Source organism: Bradyrhizobium roseum, from assembly GCF_030413175.1.
In the GTDB taxonomy this organism is placed as follows: Bacteria; Pseudomonadota; Alphaproteobacteria; order Rhizobiales; family Xanthobacteraceae; genus Bradyrhizobium; species Bradyrhizobium roseum.
Genome location: NZ_CP129212.1, coordinates 1,063,653 through 1,079,320, shown reverse-complemented (window position 1 = coordinate 1,079,320; position 15,668 = coordinate 1,063,653). Strand labels below are relative to the sequence as shown.

Sequence of the window (15,668 nt, the reverse complement as noted above, 5' to 3'; positions counted from 1 at the left end):
TGTGAGTGTTGCCATGAACGTGATCCTTCCCGCCAGCGTTTCGGCCATGCCGAACGGCGACACGTCGATGCCAAACGGCACAACCCGCCCGCAGGTCCGCATCGTCATCGTCGGCCATGTCGATCACGGCAAATCCACCCTGGTCGGCCGCCTGCTGCACGAGACGGGTAGTTTGCCTGAGGGCAAGCTGGAGATGCTGAAGGAAGTCAGTGCGCGACGCGGCATGCCGTTCGAATGGTCGTTCTTGCTCGACGCGCTGCAGACCGAGCGCGACCAGGGCATCACCATCGACACCACGCAGATTCGCTTCCGCACCCGCTCGCGCGACGTCGTGCTGATCGACGCCCCCGGCCACGCCGAATTCTTGCGCAACATGATCACCGGCGCTTCGCAGGCCGACGGTGCGGTGCTGATCATCGATGCGCTGGAAGGCGTGCGCGACCAGACCCGGCGGCACGGCTACCTGCTGCATCTGCTGGGAATCAAGCAGGTCGCGGTCGTCGTCAACAAGATGGACCGCGTCGATTTCGGCAGCGAGCGTTTCAGGGAAATTAGCGACGAGATATCGGCGCATCTGACCGGCCTCGGCGTGACGCCCACGGCGGTGATCCCGATTTCCGCGCGCGACGGCGACGGCGTAGCCGAACTGACAGCGCGGATCGCCTGGTATCAGGGACCGACCGTGGTCGAAGCGCTAGATGCGCTCGAGCCGGCGCGGCCGCTGGAGCAGCTCGCGCTGCGGCTGCCGGTGCAGGCGATCTACAAATTCGACGACCGTCGCATCGTCGCGGGCCGCATCGAGTCCGGTCAACTTTCGGCCGGCGACGAAATCGTCATCATGCCCGCCGGCAAGATCGCGAAGATCAAAACCGTCGAGAGCTGGCCGGTGACGCCGCTTGCCGGCAGCCATGGTGCCGGCCGTTCGGTCGGCATCACGCTGGACCGTGAATTGTTCATCGAGCGCGGCGACGTCATCGCGCATGCCGTTGCCACCCCGCGCGACACGCGACGGATTCGCGCGCGGATCTTCTGGCTGCACGACAAGCCGCTGTCGAAGGGCGACCAGATCCTGATCCGTCTCGGCACGCGGGAAAGCCGCGCCAGCGTCGTCGCCATCGAAAAGGCAGTCGACCCCGGCGAACTCTCCAATGCCGAAACCACGGCGATCGCGCGCAACCATGTCGGCGAAATCGACATCTCGCTGGCGCAGCCGATCGCCGCCGATCCTTACGCTGACAATCCGCGCACCGGACGGCTGGTGATCGAGGTCAACGGCCGCATCGCCGGCGGCGGCCTCGTGCTGTCGGTCGACGCCGGAGCGCGCGCCGTGCCGGTCGACATCGTGCCAGTCGAATCCGCGCTGCGGCCAGAAGAACGCTCGGCGCGCTATCGCCACAACGGCGCGGTGATCTGGCTGACCGGCCTGCCGGGTTCAGGCAAGTCGACGCTGGCCCGCGCGCTGGAGCGCCGGCTGTTTTCGCGCGGCGGCTCGCCGATTCTCCTGGACGGCGACACCTTGCGCGCCGGCCTCAACAACGATCTCGGCTTCTCGCCGCAGGATCGCAGTGAGAACATCCGGCGGCTGGCCGAAGTCGCCACCCACCTGGCGCGTAACGGCCACATCGCCATCGTGGCCGCGGTATCGCCTGCGATCGCCGATCGCGCCGCGGCGCGCCGCATCGCCGACACCGCGTTCCGCGAAATCCACGTCGCCGCCCCCGCCGAGGTCTGCGAAAGCCGCGACCCGAAGGGCCACTACGCCAAGGCGCGCGCCGGCACGCTGCCGTCGTTCACCGGCATTACCAACGACTACCAGCCACCGGCCCAATGCGAATTGCGGATCGACACCTCGGCGAAGACGGTTTCGGATGCGACCGACGAGATCGGGCGGATGCTGGCGGAAACCGGCGTGTTGTTCGACGAAGTGGCGGATCTGGCGGCCAATATCTAACCCTTTTTGGGGCCTTCTCATCGACCCGGCTTTAGGGCTAAAAGGGCTGATAACGCCGCCCTTTTTGGCGCGTTTTTGCTGCTTTTCGTAAAAGCGCAGCTTTCAACGCCAATTTCCATCGAGAAAGCCCGTCATGAATCGTGTCGATGCCCACGGATTGAAGATCGCCCCTGTCCTGTTCGATTTCATCGCCAAGGAGGCGGCCCCCAAGACCGGGATTTCGCCCGATGCGTTTTGGGCCGGCGTCGCCGCCATCATCAAGAAGCTGGGGCCGAAAAACCGCGAGCTGCTCGCCTTCCGCGACGCGCTGCAGACCAAGATCGATGGCTGGCATCGCGCCAACCAGGGCAAGACGTTCGACATGAACGCCTACACGGCGTTCCTCAAGGAAATCGGCTACCTGCTGCCGGAGCCCGCGACACAGAAGGTCGAGACATCCAATGTCGACGAGGAAATCGGCAAGATCTGCGGGCCGCAGCTCGTCGTTCCCCTCACCAACGCGCGCTACGCGCTGAATGCGGCGAATGCGCGCTGGGGCTCGCTCTATGACGCCTTCTACGGCACCGACGCGATCCCGCATGACCCGAGCGAAACCGGCAAGGGTTTTGACAAGGCGCGCGGCGACAAGGTGATCGCCAAGGCCAAGGCGTTCCTCGACGCCGCCGTGCCGCTCGCCACCGGCAGTCATACCGACGTGACCTCCTACAGCGTCATCGCGGGCCAGCTTTCCGCGAAGCTGAAGAGCGGTAACGCGACGGCGTTGAAGAATGCGTCGCAGTTCGCAGGCTTCCAGGGCGACGCCGCGTCACCGACTTCAATCCTGCTCGTCAACAACGGCATGCATGTCGACGTCAAGATCGATCGCACCCATACGATCGGCAAGGACGATCCGGCCGGCGTGGCCGATATGATCCTGGAATCGGCGGTCTCCACCATTCTCGACATGGAAGATTCCGTCGCCGCCGTCGACGCCGAGGACAAGGTGCTGGTGTATCGCAACACGCTCGGCCTGATGGACGGCACGCTCTCGGCGGATTTCGAGAAGGGCGGCAAGACGCTGAAGCGTTCGCTCAACCCCGATCGCGTCTACACGACGCCTGACGGCAAGGAGCTGAAGCTGCACGGACGTAGCCTTCTGCTGATGCGCAATGTCGGCCATCACATGTTTACCGACGCAGTGCTGGACGAGAAGGGCGAGGAGATTCCCGAAGGTCTGCTGGACGCCGCCGTCGCCGGCCTGCTCGCGATCCACGATCTGAAGGGTTCTTCGAAAACCAGGAACAGCCGCACCGGCTCGGTCTACATCGTCAAGCCGAAGATGCACGGTCCCGACGAGGTCGCGCTGACCTGTGAATTGTTCGGCGACGTCGAGAAGCTGCTCGGCCTGCCGGAGAACACCATGAAGGTCGGCATCATGGACGAGGAGCGCCGCACCACGGTCAACCTCAAGGCCTGCATCCAGAACGCATCGAAGCGCATCTGCTTCATCAACACCGGCTTCCTCGACCGCACCGGCGACGAGATTCACACCTCGATGGAGGCCGGGCCGATGATCCGCAAGAACGACATGAAGGCGCAGCCCTGGATCAAGGCCTATGAGGACTGGAACGTCGACATGGGCCTGATCGACGGCCTGCCCGGCCATGCCCAGATCGGCAAGGGCATGTGGGCGGCGCCCGACAAGATGGCGGACATGCTCACTCAAAAGATCGGCCATCCGCAGGCCGGCGCCACCACGGCGTGGGTGCCCTCGCCCACCGCCGCGACGCTGCACGCGCTGCATTACCACCAGGTCAATGTGCAGGCCCGCCAGGAAGAACTAGCGAAGGGTGGCCAGCGTGCAAAGCTGTCCGACATCCTCACCATCCCGGTGTCGCAGTCGAACTGGGCGCCTGACGACGTCAAGCAGGAGATCGACAACAACTGCCAGGGCATTCTCGGCTATGTCGTGCGCTGGATCGACCAGGGCGTCGGCTGCTCCAAGGTGCCCGACATCCACGATGTCGGCCTGATGGAAGACCGTGCGACGCTGCGCATCTCCAGCCAGCATCTGGCGAACTGGCTGGCGCATGGCGTGGTCAGCAAGGACCAGGTGATGGAATCGCTGAAGCGCATGGCGGTCGTGGTCGACAAGCAGAATGCCGGCGACGCCCTCTACAAGCCGATGGCGCCGTCGTTCGACGGTGTCGCGTTCCAGGCCGCCTGCGACCTCGTGTTCAAGGGCCGCGAACAGCCGAACGGCTACACCGAATACATCCTCACCGCGCGCCGCCGCGAGGCGAAGGCGGCGGGCTGAACCAGCGGATCTGCCCGGATGCCGCGGTTCAAGATGCCGCGGTTTCTCGCTGGAACGCCTGCGGCGCTTCCCCGTTGATGGTCCATCTCAAACACAGAGGGAGATGGACATGGATTGGAACAGGGTTGAAGGCAACTGGAAGCAGTTAAAGGGTTCCGCCAAGGAGAAGTGGGGCAAGCTCACCGATGACGACCTCAACGTCATCGAGGGCCGCCGCGAACAGCTCGAAGGCAAGCTGCAGCAGCGCTACGGTTTTGCCAAGGACCAGATCCGCAAGGACGTCGACGACTGGTTCGGCACCTTGAAGTAAGTTTCGTCTTTCCGAACTTCAAAAGCCCCGGCCTCGGCCGGGGCTTTTTCATTGGGATCGAACGGTCTTTTTCGGATCGCGCCTAGAATACCGCGAGATATTTCAGCAGCGAAATGATGCCGATGATGATGACGACCACGCGGGCGATCTGCTTGGCGCGGCCGTCGAGCGGCAGCATGTTGATCAAATAGAGCACCAGAACGATAACGAGGAAGGTGATCAGAATACCGATGAGTACCGACACGGGGGGCCCCTTTGCTTGCGACGTCTGACTAACTCAGAGCATGCGTTGAGAACCGCGCGGGTCAACTAAAGTTCCCCAAACCGGAACCGAATACATGGAATGGATAAATTCGTAGGCTGGATCAGCCAGTTGTCGCTACGTATTTCGTGTGTTTACTCCCGAGCCACGACCGGCACGCGGCTGTATCTGGCGCTGACTTTTTCGGAAGCCGGCGAGAAATTCACTTCTGCGCCGCGACGGTCGGCGCTGCGGCCGGCGACCAGCAGGCCGTTGTCGCCGGCGACGATGTCGCCCTTGCGCAGCGTCGGGTCGTTCTCGATCTTGACCGGCGCGAGACCGATCTGGTCCTTGCCGTTACAGGTGCAGCCGCTCACGAGCTCGTTGCGAAAGCGGAACGCGTTCGGCAAATCCGAATAGGACTTTCCGTTGTCGGCGGTCGCATTGTCGATATTGCTGCCGGAAAATACCTTGGTTTCGCTCGCCGGACAGAAGCTGTTGCAGCTTGCCGCGCGGCTCGCATTGTCAGATCCGGAGACCGGGAAATAACGCCCGTCGCAGGTCCGCACGCAAAACGCCTGACCGCCTCCGCCGCTATAGCGAACGCGCCCTTCGCCGCGCGGCGCATAGGCGCGACCTTGGACCTCGCCCTCGTCGCTGAACGGCATCGAGATGTAGGGCTGATGGCGCGGCCGGGCGCCGCCGAACATTTGCGAGAAGAAATCCTGGGCCTGCGCGGCGGGCGCCAGTGCGCAGGCGCCGAGCAGCGCAGCCGCCGCCCATCTTTTTCCGGATCGCATCCGATCACTCCTCTGCAACACAACGCGTACCTTCAGCTGATCGTCAGTTGAGCCGCGACGCCGTCAGGTTCATCGCCTGCCGGCCCGTGGGCGCAGCCGCCACCGGACGCGGGTACATGGCGGCCGGACGAGCGGTCCTGCCGTCGTCGCCGCGCGCCATCACAGGCGCACGCTTCGGAAGTACCACGACCTTGGCGCCGACATCGACGCGGCCGAACAGATCGGTGACATCCTCATTGGTCAGGCGGATGCAGCCGGACGAGACGAACTTTCCGATCGTCGAGGGATCGTTGGTGCCGTGAATCCGGTAGACGCTGCTGCCGAGATACAAAGCGCGGGCGCCGAGCGGATTGCCCGGACCGCCGGCCATGAAGCGCGGCAGATAGGGCTGGCGGGCGATCATCTCGGCCGGCGGATGCCAGTCCGGCCATTCCGCCTTGCGGCTGACGCTCTGCACGCCGGACCAAGTAAAGCCGTCGCGGCCGACGCCGACGCCGTAACGGATGGCGCGGCCCTGGCCGAGCACGTAGTACAGCGTGGTGTTTGCGGTATCGATGACGATGGTGCCCGGCGCCTCGGCGGTGCTGAACGAGACCACGGCGCGGCGAAGCCGCTCCGGCGTTGCGTTTTCATCGGACGCGATCACCTCGTCGGCCGGATAGCCGTCCGGCGCCGTCGCAGCATAGCCAAGCGACTGCGCGTTTGCCGCGCCCGACATCATCAGTGGCGCCAGCAACACGGCGCTGACGATGACAAGCGCGCTAGCCATGCGCGACAAAGGCCGGCGATCTGAAAACTGTGTCATGGGAGTGCCCCGCTGGAGATGCGCATCGCGTGATGCTCTGCTGAAAGAAACGCGGCCACCGGCCGGCGGTTCCGGGGCCGCGCCGTGGCGCACGAACACAGGGTGTGACGCAGCTTTCTGTAGATGGAACCCGACGACGGCCACGACGTTATGGTGCGAGTCCGGTCCGCGACATCGCGTTTGCCGTGTCATCGTCGGCGGGGGAAGCCATTGTGAGCGTCATTCCGACCAAGCCCGCGCCCGCCAAGCTGTCGATGACCAAACCTGCGGCAACCAAGTCTGCGTCCTCAAAACCGCTACCCGGCGAACGCCAGCTTCCGACGGCGCACGAAGGCACGCCTGTCCCCGACGCCAAGGGCGAATTGCCGCCGGTCATCCGCCGCACCGAGGTGGTGGCGATCGCCCTTGTCGGCCTGCTGATCATCTGCATCATCGCCGGTCTTTATCTGGCCAAGGCGTTTTTCCTGCCGATGACGATGGCTTTCATCGTCGGCACCATGCTGTCGCCGGCCGCAGGCTTCCTCGAACGCTACCGGATTCCGCGTCCGGTCGCCGCCGTGCTGCTCGTGACTGCGACCGGCGCCGGCGCCACCTTCATGATCGGCCTGATCGCCTCGCCCGCGATGGAATGGAGCAGCAGGCTTCCCGAACTTGGCGCGCTGTTGAAAGAGAAGCTGCACGTGTTCGACCGGCCGCTGGCGCTCTGGCAGGAGTTGCAGAGCATGATCGGCGGCCCCGGCACGATCTCGACATTCCATATGCCGAAGTTCGACTGGGTGCAGCCGACGCTTGAATTCCTGTCGCCGACCTTTGCCGAGTTCCTGCTGTTCGTGGCGACGCTGATCCTGTTCATCGCGAGCTGGCGCGACCTGCGGCGGGCCTTCATCATGAATTTCGCCGAGCGCACGGCGCGGCTGCGGACGCTGCGCATGCTCAACGAGATCGAAGAGCATCTCGGCAACTACCTCCTCATGGTGACGATGATCAATGTCGGCGTCGGCGTCGCCACCGGCGTGATTTGCGCGGTCACGGGCATGCCCAACCCAGCCGGGCTCGGCGCGCTGGCGGCGGTGCTGAATTTCATCCCGATCATCGGCCCGGTGGCGATGTTCGCCGTGCTGGTGGTGGTCGGCCAGGTCGCGTTCCAGAGCGTCGGCGCCGGACTGCTCGCACCGGCGCTGTTCGCGCTGATGACGTTTCTGGAAGGCCATTTCCTCACGCCGATGATCGTCGGCCGCCGACTGGCGCTCAACGCGCTCGCCGTCTTCATCGCGCTCGCGTTCTGGACCTGGCTTTGGGGACCGATGGGCGCGTTCCTGTCGTCGCCACTGCTGATTGTCGCACTGGTCGTGAAGGAGCATCTGATGCCGTCGGATGCGCCGCAACTTCCCGAAGCTTAACGGGCCCCATATGGAACTTCCCTCCCCACGGGGCGTTTGTTCACCACGTAAATCGACACCCGGGAGCTTTCGATGTCGATGACCAATGGCGAAGCCGCAACGAAAAATCTGACGGACAAAGCCTCCCAAGAACGCCTCGAAAAGAAAGTCAACGCCGTGAAAAACGATATCGCAGCCCTCACCGACCAGATCACCGACGCCATCAACAGCTTTGCCGGCACTGCCACCAAGCAGGCGCAGCGCGGCTACAGCCAAGTTCGCGCCAACGCGGAGCATGCGGTGGACGACATGTCCGAGCGCGGCAGCGCCATGATGGATGCCGCCCACGACGCCGCATCTTCGATCGGCGAGACGCTGGAAGACGCCATCACCGAGCGGCCGCTGGCGACCGTCGGAATCGCGCTCGGCCTCGGCTTCCTGATCGGCTTGACCTGGCGCAGGTAATTTTCGCGGAAGTCTTGTAGGCGCAGATGATTGCGGCGCCGATGGTGTTTGACGGCGTATCAAAGCGCGCCCGACGCCGCGGCGCCGTTGCGCTTGACTGGGTGACGCCGTTTTCAGATCGACTTTGGATCGGGGCTTAGACATGTTTCAGCGATTGATCGATGACTTCAAGGATTCGACCGGCACGGCGCTGCGGCTTACCTCGCTTGCGGCGGCTGCGGCCGTGGCGCTGCTGGTGACAACCGGTTTTCTGTGCGCGGCGGCGTTCGTGTTCGTGCTTCAGAAATACGGTCCGGTACAAGCCTGCCTCACCGGCGCTGCCATCTTCTTCGTGGTCACCCTGATCGCGGCCGGCTCCTATATGGCGCGAAAGCGGAAGATCGAAGCGCGGGTCGAACAAGTCGCGAGAACAGCAAAATCGACCGCGCAGAGCGTGTTGGCGGATCCGATGCTGGTCGCCGCAGGCGTCCAGGTCATCCGCGCCATCGGCGTCAAGAAGCTGATCCCGATCCTGGCGATCGGCGGACTGGCGCTGGGATTCATCGTCAGCCGCGCCAGCGCGACCGACACCAGCGAAGCGCCGGCTGAGTAACGGCGTTCGTCAATTCAATTAGCGAAGTGACGGCACAACCTTCACCGTCATCCCCGCGCAGGCAGCGATCGATTATCCCAGAGAAGCCCGGATCTAGTCGAGACCACGCAACGTAAGGGGTCGCCCGGTCAAGCCGGGCGATGACACGGAGCGGACGACAGCTCAAAGAATTGAGGAGCCCGCCTCGATCAGGTCACGCAGCGGCCGGGTTCAAGCAGCTTGGCGACCTCGGTCAAAACGCTGACCGGAGGCTCGCAGGCGATCGCCCGCTTTGTAGTCGCCGGCCTGGAAGGTTCGGGACGGTTACGCACCTCTTCCTTGGGCGCCCGGGCCGACGGCATCTGAGCGACGGGAACACGCACCACGACGGAAGTATCTGGCAGGTCGACGGTGCGGATCGTGAGCGTCTCGGTCGGCGTTTGCGCTGCCTTCAGCGCAACGCGATCGGCCTTCGCGCCACGGTTGATGACCCCGGCCGGCTCGTCGGTCGCGGCCAGTTGCTGGCGACCGATAAGGTCATGGCCGGATGCGAGTTGGACGGCGCCGAGCGTCCCGGAGACGGCGAGCGTGGCCAAAATTGCCTTGAAGACCTGTGACATGCTGATCTGTCCCTCGCCCCATTGCGCGCACAGACACAACCCGGTCCGGGCCAAAGAGGGTCCGACACATCGTGATCACTTAGTCGTGTATGAAAAAATATTTGCAGGCCGCCGGAACGACATTGGGGGGTTGGGAGTCATCCCGGCAGCCGGTTATTCCCCCTGCCCCATTGACCGGCGATGTAGGGCGCGACCGTGGTGATGCCGGTCGCGCCCTGCTTTTTTGTCGGGCATTTCCGAATATGTCTCCGCCCCGCCCCACCATCCGCCCCACCTTTGTTCCGGGCTGATTGGGCCTGGACCGGGTCATTTTGAAACGGCCGACCTTCCGACAGCATCGTGACGCTCGAACAAATTGGGCGAGCTACGACACGGCTGACGCCGAATAGCCTTTGCGCACGAACAGGGAGAGACCGCACAAGATGCCGTCGCTCTTTGCGCGCTTAGCGAGCGGCAGGACATTGCTGGCGGGCTGTTATCGTCAGAACGAACTTGCACTGCCTATTTCGTGACGAAGCTCTCAGCACAGCGGGTAGCGTCACGGATACGACAAGATCGAACGGACCCTTCACGATCTAGGACCTACCGAGCCAAGCGCGCATTGGCGCGCATCCTCGCGGTGACTTCTCACTCCGCCGAATTCTCGCAGGAGCACGTTCGAATGGAGTGCTTGCCGCTCATGTCACCAAGATGGTCGCTAGACGGTGGACAGAGGACAGCAATCGATCACATCGATGTTTGCTTTTCCAGAAGCGCGAGAAGTGACCGAATCATCACCAGGCGCCGACGTCCGACCGTAGTAGTGATTAGTTGGCCCGTTCCTATCAGCTCATAAAGCTTTGTGCGCCCCAAGCCGGTTGCATCGCAGGCTTCGTCGATCGTACAGCTCAATCGTTCGGCAAATGGGACCATCTTCGACTCTCGACCACCTGTCGACGACGGAACGCTTTTCGGCTGTCTTCGTCCATCTCTCCTCAATTGACTGTTCGTCATGAAGCCTCCTTTTCGAGAATGGGAGCGCTAGGCTACATGGTGTGTAGACAGCGTCGGAGGACACAATCCGCAATGACGAAGAGACTTCAACATACCTGTTAATTGCGCAAATAGGCGGCGGTCATTTCAATCTAGCGCGCGCAGTGCAAATCCAGCTCGGGCAAGTTTCGGCGCGTGTCGTCGAACAGTGCAAGAAGCCGTGAGCAGTCAGATGAGTTTTAGATATCATCGGGGAACGCTTTAGGCGCTACGAACCCGCGACATCCCGCTGATACCGGTCTGGTTGCAGGTTCGAGTCCTGCCGGGCGCACCAGCAATTTCATTGGCTTGCGGGGGGCCGTCCCCTTCGCCTTCTCTTCAACCAACGAAATAACCAATGCTTCCTTTGCGGGCGCTGGGCGCGATGCAATTGCATGTGCCGCCCCTCGCAAGAACTCCGGGTGGTGGTAACCGTAAGTTTCACGGAGCGTCTTTTCGCTCATTCCAAGGAAGCCTGCCGCATCCCACATTGCCGCGCCACGCTGCATGAGCCAGGTTGCCGCCGTGTGCCGCAGGGTGTGCGGCGTCACGTTCCCAGTGCTTACATCAAGATCGGCAAGCCGTACGGCTGATGCGAAGCCGGTTTTGACTGATGCCACAGGCTTGCCATTCCACTCGACGAAGTGACTTTGAGCGATCCCACACCAGGACCAGCGGCGATGATGCGCAAGCAATCGGCCCGGCACCGGAACCGGTGTCTGGCGCTTCGTGGTGGCACGCCTACCGATTGCCCGTCACTCCTGTCACTCAACCCATCGCACGCAATTGGACGCATCGCGCAGTCTTTTGGTCGAGCCTAAGGTCGCCGATAACGATAACGGGCTACCGCGGTTATTGCCGCATGATTTCGACGCATTGAGCTTGGCGGCCGCGCTACGGGGCGGCTGTCTCTTCCTTTTCGGATGAACTGCGCTAGAATAGGCCGGAGGCCGACCATTTACGAAGTTTGGAGCGACGACAACTTTCGATATCAAGACGAGAACGAACGCGTCACCCACGGCCAGTTCGAAACAGCCGCCGAATCCATCGCCGCCTGCCGGTCAATCGTAGACGAATTTCTAGCCGGTGCATTCAAGCTAGGCATGTCCGCAAAGGACTTGTACGACCTCTACACGGGCTTTGGCGAGGACCCCGTTGTCCCGGTCGATTACAAAACCTCACCGGTGGTCAATTTTAGCGCTTGGGCATATGCCCGCGAGCGGTGCGAGGTCTTGGCCGGTGGGGTGAATTCTTAGCCTGACGTTAAGGGAACCTGCGGTAGCTTACCCGTTGGGGCTGGCGGGATATTTGCCAGGGGGACCCTAATGAATTTTCGAATTCGTGGCAGGCATCTTTCGATGCTTGGTTTGCTTGCGGCCGTGTTCACGGCTGGCTGTGCCTCTTTCATCACCTACGGCAAGGGCGATCTAAGAGGCCATGTAATCATTCAATGGTATAGACAGGACAAGTTCATTTTCGTCCCGGATAAGCAAAATCCGTTCAGCTTCCGTCCATCCTTCTTTACAGGCAGGGACAATATTGTACCCGGACCCATGTACACGGACGGCGGGTCCGTTCCACAGATACTTTGGGGCATTCCGGGGCTTTCCCCTTGGGCGCTTGGACCGGCTTACATAATTCACGACTGGATTTTCCTGGTACACCGCTGCAATCTGCCCGCGCCGCCCGAAGTCAAGGACATAACATTCAAACAATCGGCCCAGATATTGGCGGAAGTCGGCAAGGCACTCGTTGATGCTAACCTGATCGATGATAACAAGCTCGAACAGATCGTATGGGCGGTTCAAACAAGGTACGCCGAAAGCTTATGGAACGCTCCGCCGACCGGAGACGATTGCAAGCCACCGACCATTGTCTCTGCCGCCGAAAGTAAGCGGCTCGGCTTGGGCAGGCCACAGACCGTTGTTGACTTCGTTATTCCCCGACCGCGACGATAAGGACGTAGCGGCTGCACCAGTAGCGGTGCAGCCGCGACCCGGCGACATCGATTTATCCGCGCATCGATAACGGCGTAGCATCACGGTGACGCCGGCAAGAAAACCCAGCAGAGCTAGAACGGCGAAACCCGCCAGCAACAGCATCGACAACGCGCCATCGCGCGTTTGACCTGCACGCGTTGCGGCCTCCGCGAGGGCCGCGTCGCGCACAGCGAAAAAGGTCTGAACTGCCGGGACGACCCTAGCTGTGAGCTGATCCGAATTGATTTCGCATTTTCCCGCGTCGCGCCCGGTGGCCACTTCTTTTTCGATCCACGGCGCGAACTTGACGAAATAGGAGTCGAATGCCTCGTTCATAGCCTGCACCAGACCCGGAGGACTGCCGACCTGCTCGACGCCGGCCCCTATCCGCTCGCGATCGAGATCGACCCGGCCCTGGCCGCGGTTGTTGGTCGAGATATCAGCCGCCGTTAACGGGCGACGCGTGCCGATTGCGGGTAGCATGTTGGCGACGCGCCCGCCGGCGGACATCCGCAGATCCTGAGACGTCCAAGCAATATTGAGCAGCGCCGTCAGCGACGCGTCCGCCATCGCAACTTGGTTTTCAAGCCTATTTAGCTGAGGATCGATCATCCGAAACACGGCCGCAAGGCCCGGCAGAAAGGCATTCACCGGGGCCGGATCGCGCCTGCTCATCGGTAAACCCATGGCACAATCGCTGGCCGCGCGAAGTTCGGCAAGCTTGGCCGACGCTTGGTCGAGGCTCTGCACGATCGCAGCGCCATCTTTGAGCGTGCCAACCACCGTGCGTGGATTCGCAAAGGCGGAATCGGCCGTATGTTCGTGTCGAATCCGTCCGCCAAGGGTGGGATGCCCCGCATCCGGGAGGTGGGCAAGTTCCTCCCTCGTTGCTACAGTTGCTGCGTCTAAGACCAATCCTTTCCGCAGAAGCAAACTTTCTTGTGGCTGATTTTCCGGGCGCTAAGGGAGGCGGTCGCACTGTTTCGCAGCCGGGTTCATCACCGCCTCACAACTTTGCTGCCGCATGGATAGCCGTTGTTAATATACAGCCGATGTTTCGGAGACGTCGGCTCATCCTCACGACCTGACCCGGATAGACCATCCGGGCCCGTAGGCCAGCAATTAGGCTGACGTCATGGATCTCGCGTATCTGTCGATTGGCTTGCGCATTTCCTCGTTGCTTCTGATTGGTCCCCACAGTGGATTTGGCAGGTTTCACTTCAACGCTGTTACGCTATCGCTTCGGCAGCGACCCTGCTTCGGTGCCTACTATATGGCAGCAACCGGCAAAAGGGGGCTAAATTCATGCAGCGCCAGGAATTCCGCCGCGTTCCGTAGAACCGGCCCAGCGCGACATTTCCATACCAACACCACGCTGCAATGTCGGCGATCGTATAGTCGTCACCGGCCAGGTAGAGCGTGTCCGCCAGCCGCCGGTCGAGCACGTCGTACTGACGCTTGCCTTCCATGTCACCTATTGGGACCGCCTGGGTTGGAAGGACCCGTATTCGCTGCAAGCCGCCACGGACCGACAGGACCAATACGGCCATCGCTTTGGCGATGGATCTTACACGCCGGAGATCGTTGTCGACGGCGCCGCTGGGTTGGTCGGCTCGCACCGCCGCGATGTTGGATCAGCCATCGAAAAAGCGAAACGCGAAAGTCGAACTGCGGCCTCAGTCAGCGTCACGAAGACTGGCGGGGAGCAGGTTTCAATTCAGGTCGGCGCCGGCTCTGGCACGGGCAAGGTCCTTCTGATCGGCTTCGATCACGACCATACGACTGCGATCGGCCGGGGAGAAAATGGCGGCAGAACGTTGCAAGAAGCGAACATCGTGAGATCGTTCCGATCGGTCGGCCAATGGTCCGGAGCGCCGCTCCAGACCAAAGAACGCTTCCCCGAAGGGCAGGACGTTGCCGTTGTGCTCGAAGCACCCGATGGCCGGATCATCGGAGCTTCCAGGTTGTCGGACGGCTCAAGCTGAGCGTTCGCGCCGGTCGTGCAAGCCAACCGGCCTTATCGTAGACGCGAAATACGTCTGCCAAGGACGGCCGACCGTCAGTCGATGACACCGTAGAGTAATATCTAGACGTACTGGACGCCTCATGGCTCTCGCTCGCTTTACCGCCGTCCTTGTGCTGTCGGTCGGATTCATCACGTCGACCGGCAGCGCCCGTGCAGCTGCCACCGATTGGGTGGGAGACAGACGGGCGGCGGTGCGCCTTATCACAGCGACGGACAACATACCTGTCGAGTCGACCCTCGAAGCAAGGTTGGAATTTCGGTTTGCCAAGGGGTGGCACGGTTATTGGCGTACCCCGGGCAACGCGGGCATTCCGCTGGCGGTCGACTGGTCTGCTTCCGAAAATATTTCGGGCGAGGAAATCTCTTGGCCCGCCCCACACCGTCTCGTCATCGATGAATTGCAAAACAGCGTCTACGAGAACGGCGTGGTTCTGCCGGTCAAATTGTTTCTGAAGCAAGCACACACTTCTGTCTGGATTAAAGCGTCCATCACCTATGCCGCCTGCTCGGATGTTTGCGTGCCCCTTGAGGCTGAACTCACGCTTGCGTTGCCATCCGGAGCCGGGAGCACTTCAGCCCAGTCCGGGTTGATCAGCTCGGCTCAAAAGCAAGTACCGGGTTCGCCGGATGCTGCCGGTTTCGAAGTCATTGGCATTCGTTTCACGGGCCCCTCATCAGGACCAACCCTCGTGGTCGACCTTAGAAGCAGATCCGAAGCTTTTGTTGAACCTGACCTGTTTGTCGAGGGTGCCGGTAATGGAATTCCGCCGGCGCCGAAGGTGGAACTGCAGGACGGCGGCAAGACCGCCCGTCTGACCGTTCGGCTTGCAGGGTTGCCACCAGCTGGCCGTCCCTTGACATTGACACTGATCGATGAAAATCGGGCCGCTGAATTCAAGGCGCCGGTCGACTAGGCAATCCCGGAGAATGGCTCGCTGCTTTTCGCCGCGCTACTTTCGGCTTTGCTCGGAGGCCTCCGCTTCAATCTAATGCCGGTGTGTTTTTAATCATTGCGTGCTCTGGTCGGTCAACTTGTCCAGGAACTTTTCAAGACCTTTCGATGCGTCGTCGGAGCTGGCCGGGGTTGCGGAGACGTGCAGCATAATAAACGGTGGGAGTATGGAAGGCTGCGAGGCGAGCGTTGAGCGTGTCGGCTGGGAAATTGGCGAGCCTCGAGATCTAAATCGCAAGTAGCTGCCCGTCTTTGCTGCCCG

Annotated in this window: 15 protein-coding genes; 8 read left to right on the top strand and 7 right to left on the bottom strand. The window is 61.9% G+C overall.

What is annotated here, in order from left to right; translation table 11 throughout:
- Positions 1–13 precede the first annotated feature (13 nt).
- From cysC to QUH67_RS04980, 3 genes are all read left to right on the top strand, one after another.
- Positions 14–1,951, top strand: a complete 1,938-nt coding sequence (gene cysC / locus QUH67_RS04990; protein ID WP_300945547.1) for an adenylyl-sulfate kinase — start codon at positions 14–16, stop codon at positions 1,949–1,951.
- 133 nt (positions 1,952–2,084) lie between these two features.
- The gene (locus tag QUH67_RS04985; protein ID WP_300945546.1) at positions 2,085–4,247 is read left to right on the top strand and encodes a malate synthase G; all 2,163 of its coding nucleotides are present in this window, start codon (positions 2,085–2,087) and stop codon (positions 4,245–4,247) included.
- A gap of 109 nt (positions 4,248–4,356) precedes the next feature.
- Positions 4,357–4,557, top strand: coding sequence for a CsbD family protein (locus QUH67_RS04980; protein WP_300945545.1), 201 nt, complete (start codon positions 4,357–4,359; stop codon positions 4,555–4,557).
- 82 nt (positions 4,558–4,639) lie between these two features.
- Here QUH67_RS04980 and QUH67_RS04975 read toward each other — a convergent pair whose 3' ends face one another.
- From QUH67_RS04975 to QUH67_RS04965, 3 genes are all read right to left on the bottom strand, one after another.
- A complete protein-coding gene (locus tag QUH67_RS04975) occupies positions 4,640–4,801 on the bottom strand; it encodes a Thivi_2564 family membrane protein (RefSeq protein ID WP_300945544.1) in 162 nt (53 codons plus the stop codon).
- Between the two features lie 152 nt (positions 4,802–4,953).
- The gene (locus QUH67_RS04970) at positions 4,954–5,598 is read right to left on the bottom strand and encodes a DUF2865 domain-containing protein (protein ID WP_300945543.1); all 645 of its coding nucleotides are present in this window, start codon (positions 5,596–5,598) and stop codon (positions 4,954–4,956) included.
- Between the two features lie 43 nt (positions 5,599–5,641).
- On the bottom strand, positions 5,642–6,403 hold the full coding sequence (locus tag QUH67_RS04965; RefSeq protein WP_300945542.1) for a L,D-transpeptidase: 762 nt from the start codon (positions 6,401–6,403) through the stop codon (positions 5,642–5,644).
- A 254-nt stretch (positions 6,404–6,657) separates the two neighbouring features.
- Between QUH67_RS04965 and QUH67_RS04960 the strand changes: the two genes are divergently transcribed.
- The 3 genes from QUH67_RS04960 to QUH67_RS04950 all read left to right on the top strand — a co-directional run bounded on the left by QUH67_RS04960 (position 6,658) and on the right by QUH67_RS04950 (position 8,839).
- Positions 6,658–7,803 carry an AI-2E family transporter gene (locus QUH67_RS04960; protein WP_300947941.1) on the top strand — a complete coding sequence of 382 codons (1,146 nt, stop codon included), beginning with the start codon at positions 6,658–6,660 and terminating at the stop codon, positions 7,801–7,803.
- Between the two features lie 72 nt (positions 7,804–7,875).
- Entirely contained in the window at positions 7,876–8,247 is a 372-nt protein-coding gene (locus tag QUH67_RS04955) for a DUF883 family protein (RefSeq protein ID WP_300945541.1), read from the top strand.
- A 142-nt stretch (positions 8,248–8,389) separates the two neighbouring features.
- On the top strand, positions 8,390–8,839 hold the full coding sequence (locus tag QUH67_RS04950; protein ID WP_300945540.1) for a hypothetical protein: 450 nt from the start codon (positions 8,390–8,392) through the stop codon (positions 8,837–8,839).
- Positions 8,840–9,027: 188 nt separating this feature from the next.
- On the opposite strand, the gene QUH67_RS04945 is transcribed toward QUH67_RS04950, so the two are convergent.
- From QUH67_RS04945 to QUH67_RS34910, 4 genes are all read right to left on the bottom strand, one after another.
- The gene (locus QUH67_RS04945; RefSeq protein WP_300945539.1) at positions 9,028–9,438 is read right to left on the bottom strand and encodes a hypothetical protein; all 411 of its coding nucleotides are present in this window, start codon (positions 9,436–9,438) and stop codon (positions 9,028–9,030) included.
- A gap of 726 nt (positions 9,439–10,164) precedes the next feature.
- Entirely contained in the window at positions 10,165–10,350 is a 186-nt protein-coding gene (locus QUH67_RS34915; protein ID WP_407080446.1) for a helix-turn-helix domain-containing protein, read from the bottom strand.
- A 1,925-nt stretch (positions 10,351–12,275) separates the two neighbouring features.
- Positions 12,276–13,211, bottom strand: a complete 936-nt coding sequence (locus QUH67_RS04935; RefSeq protein ID WP_300945538.1) for a hypothetical protein — start codon at positions 13,209–13,211, stop codon at positions 12,276–12,278.
- Positions 13,212–13,657: 446 nt separating this feature from the next.
- Entirely contained in the window at positions 13,658–13,897 is a 240-nt protein-coding gene (locus QUH67_RS34910; RefSeq protein ID WP_407080409.1) for a glutathione S-transferase C-terminal domain-containing protein, read from the bottom strand.
- On the opposite strand from QUH67_RS34910, the gene QUH67_RS04925 reads away from it, so the two are divergent.
- Positions 13,784–14,413, top strand: coding sequence for a DUF1223 domain-containing protein (locus QUH67_RS04925; protein WP_407080445.1), 630 nt, complete (start codon positions 13,784–13,786; stop codon positions 14,411–14,413). The genes QUH67_RS34910 and QUH67_RS04925 overlap by 114 nt on opposite strands.
- A gap of 121 nt (positions 14,414–14,534) precedes the next feature.
- A complete protein-coding gene (locus QUH67_RS04920) occupies positions 14,535–15,368 on the top strand; it encodes a protein-disulfide reductase DsbD domain-containing protein (RefSeq protein ID WP_300945537.1) in 834 nt (277 codons plus the stop codon).
- Positions 15,369–15,668: the final 300 nt, after the last annotated feature.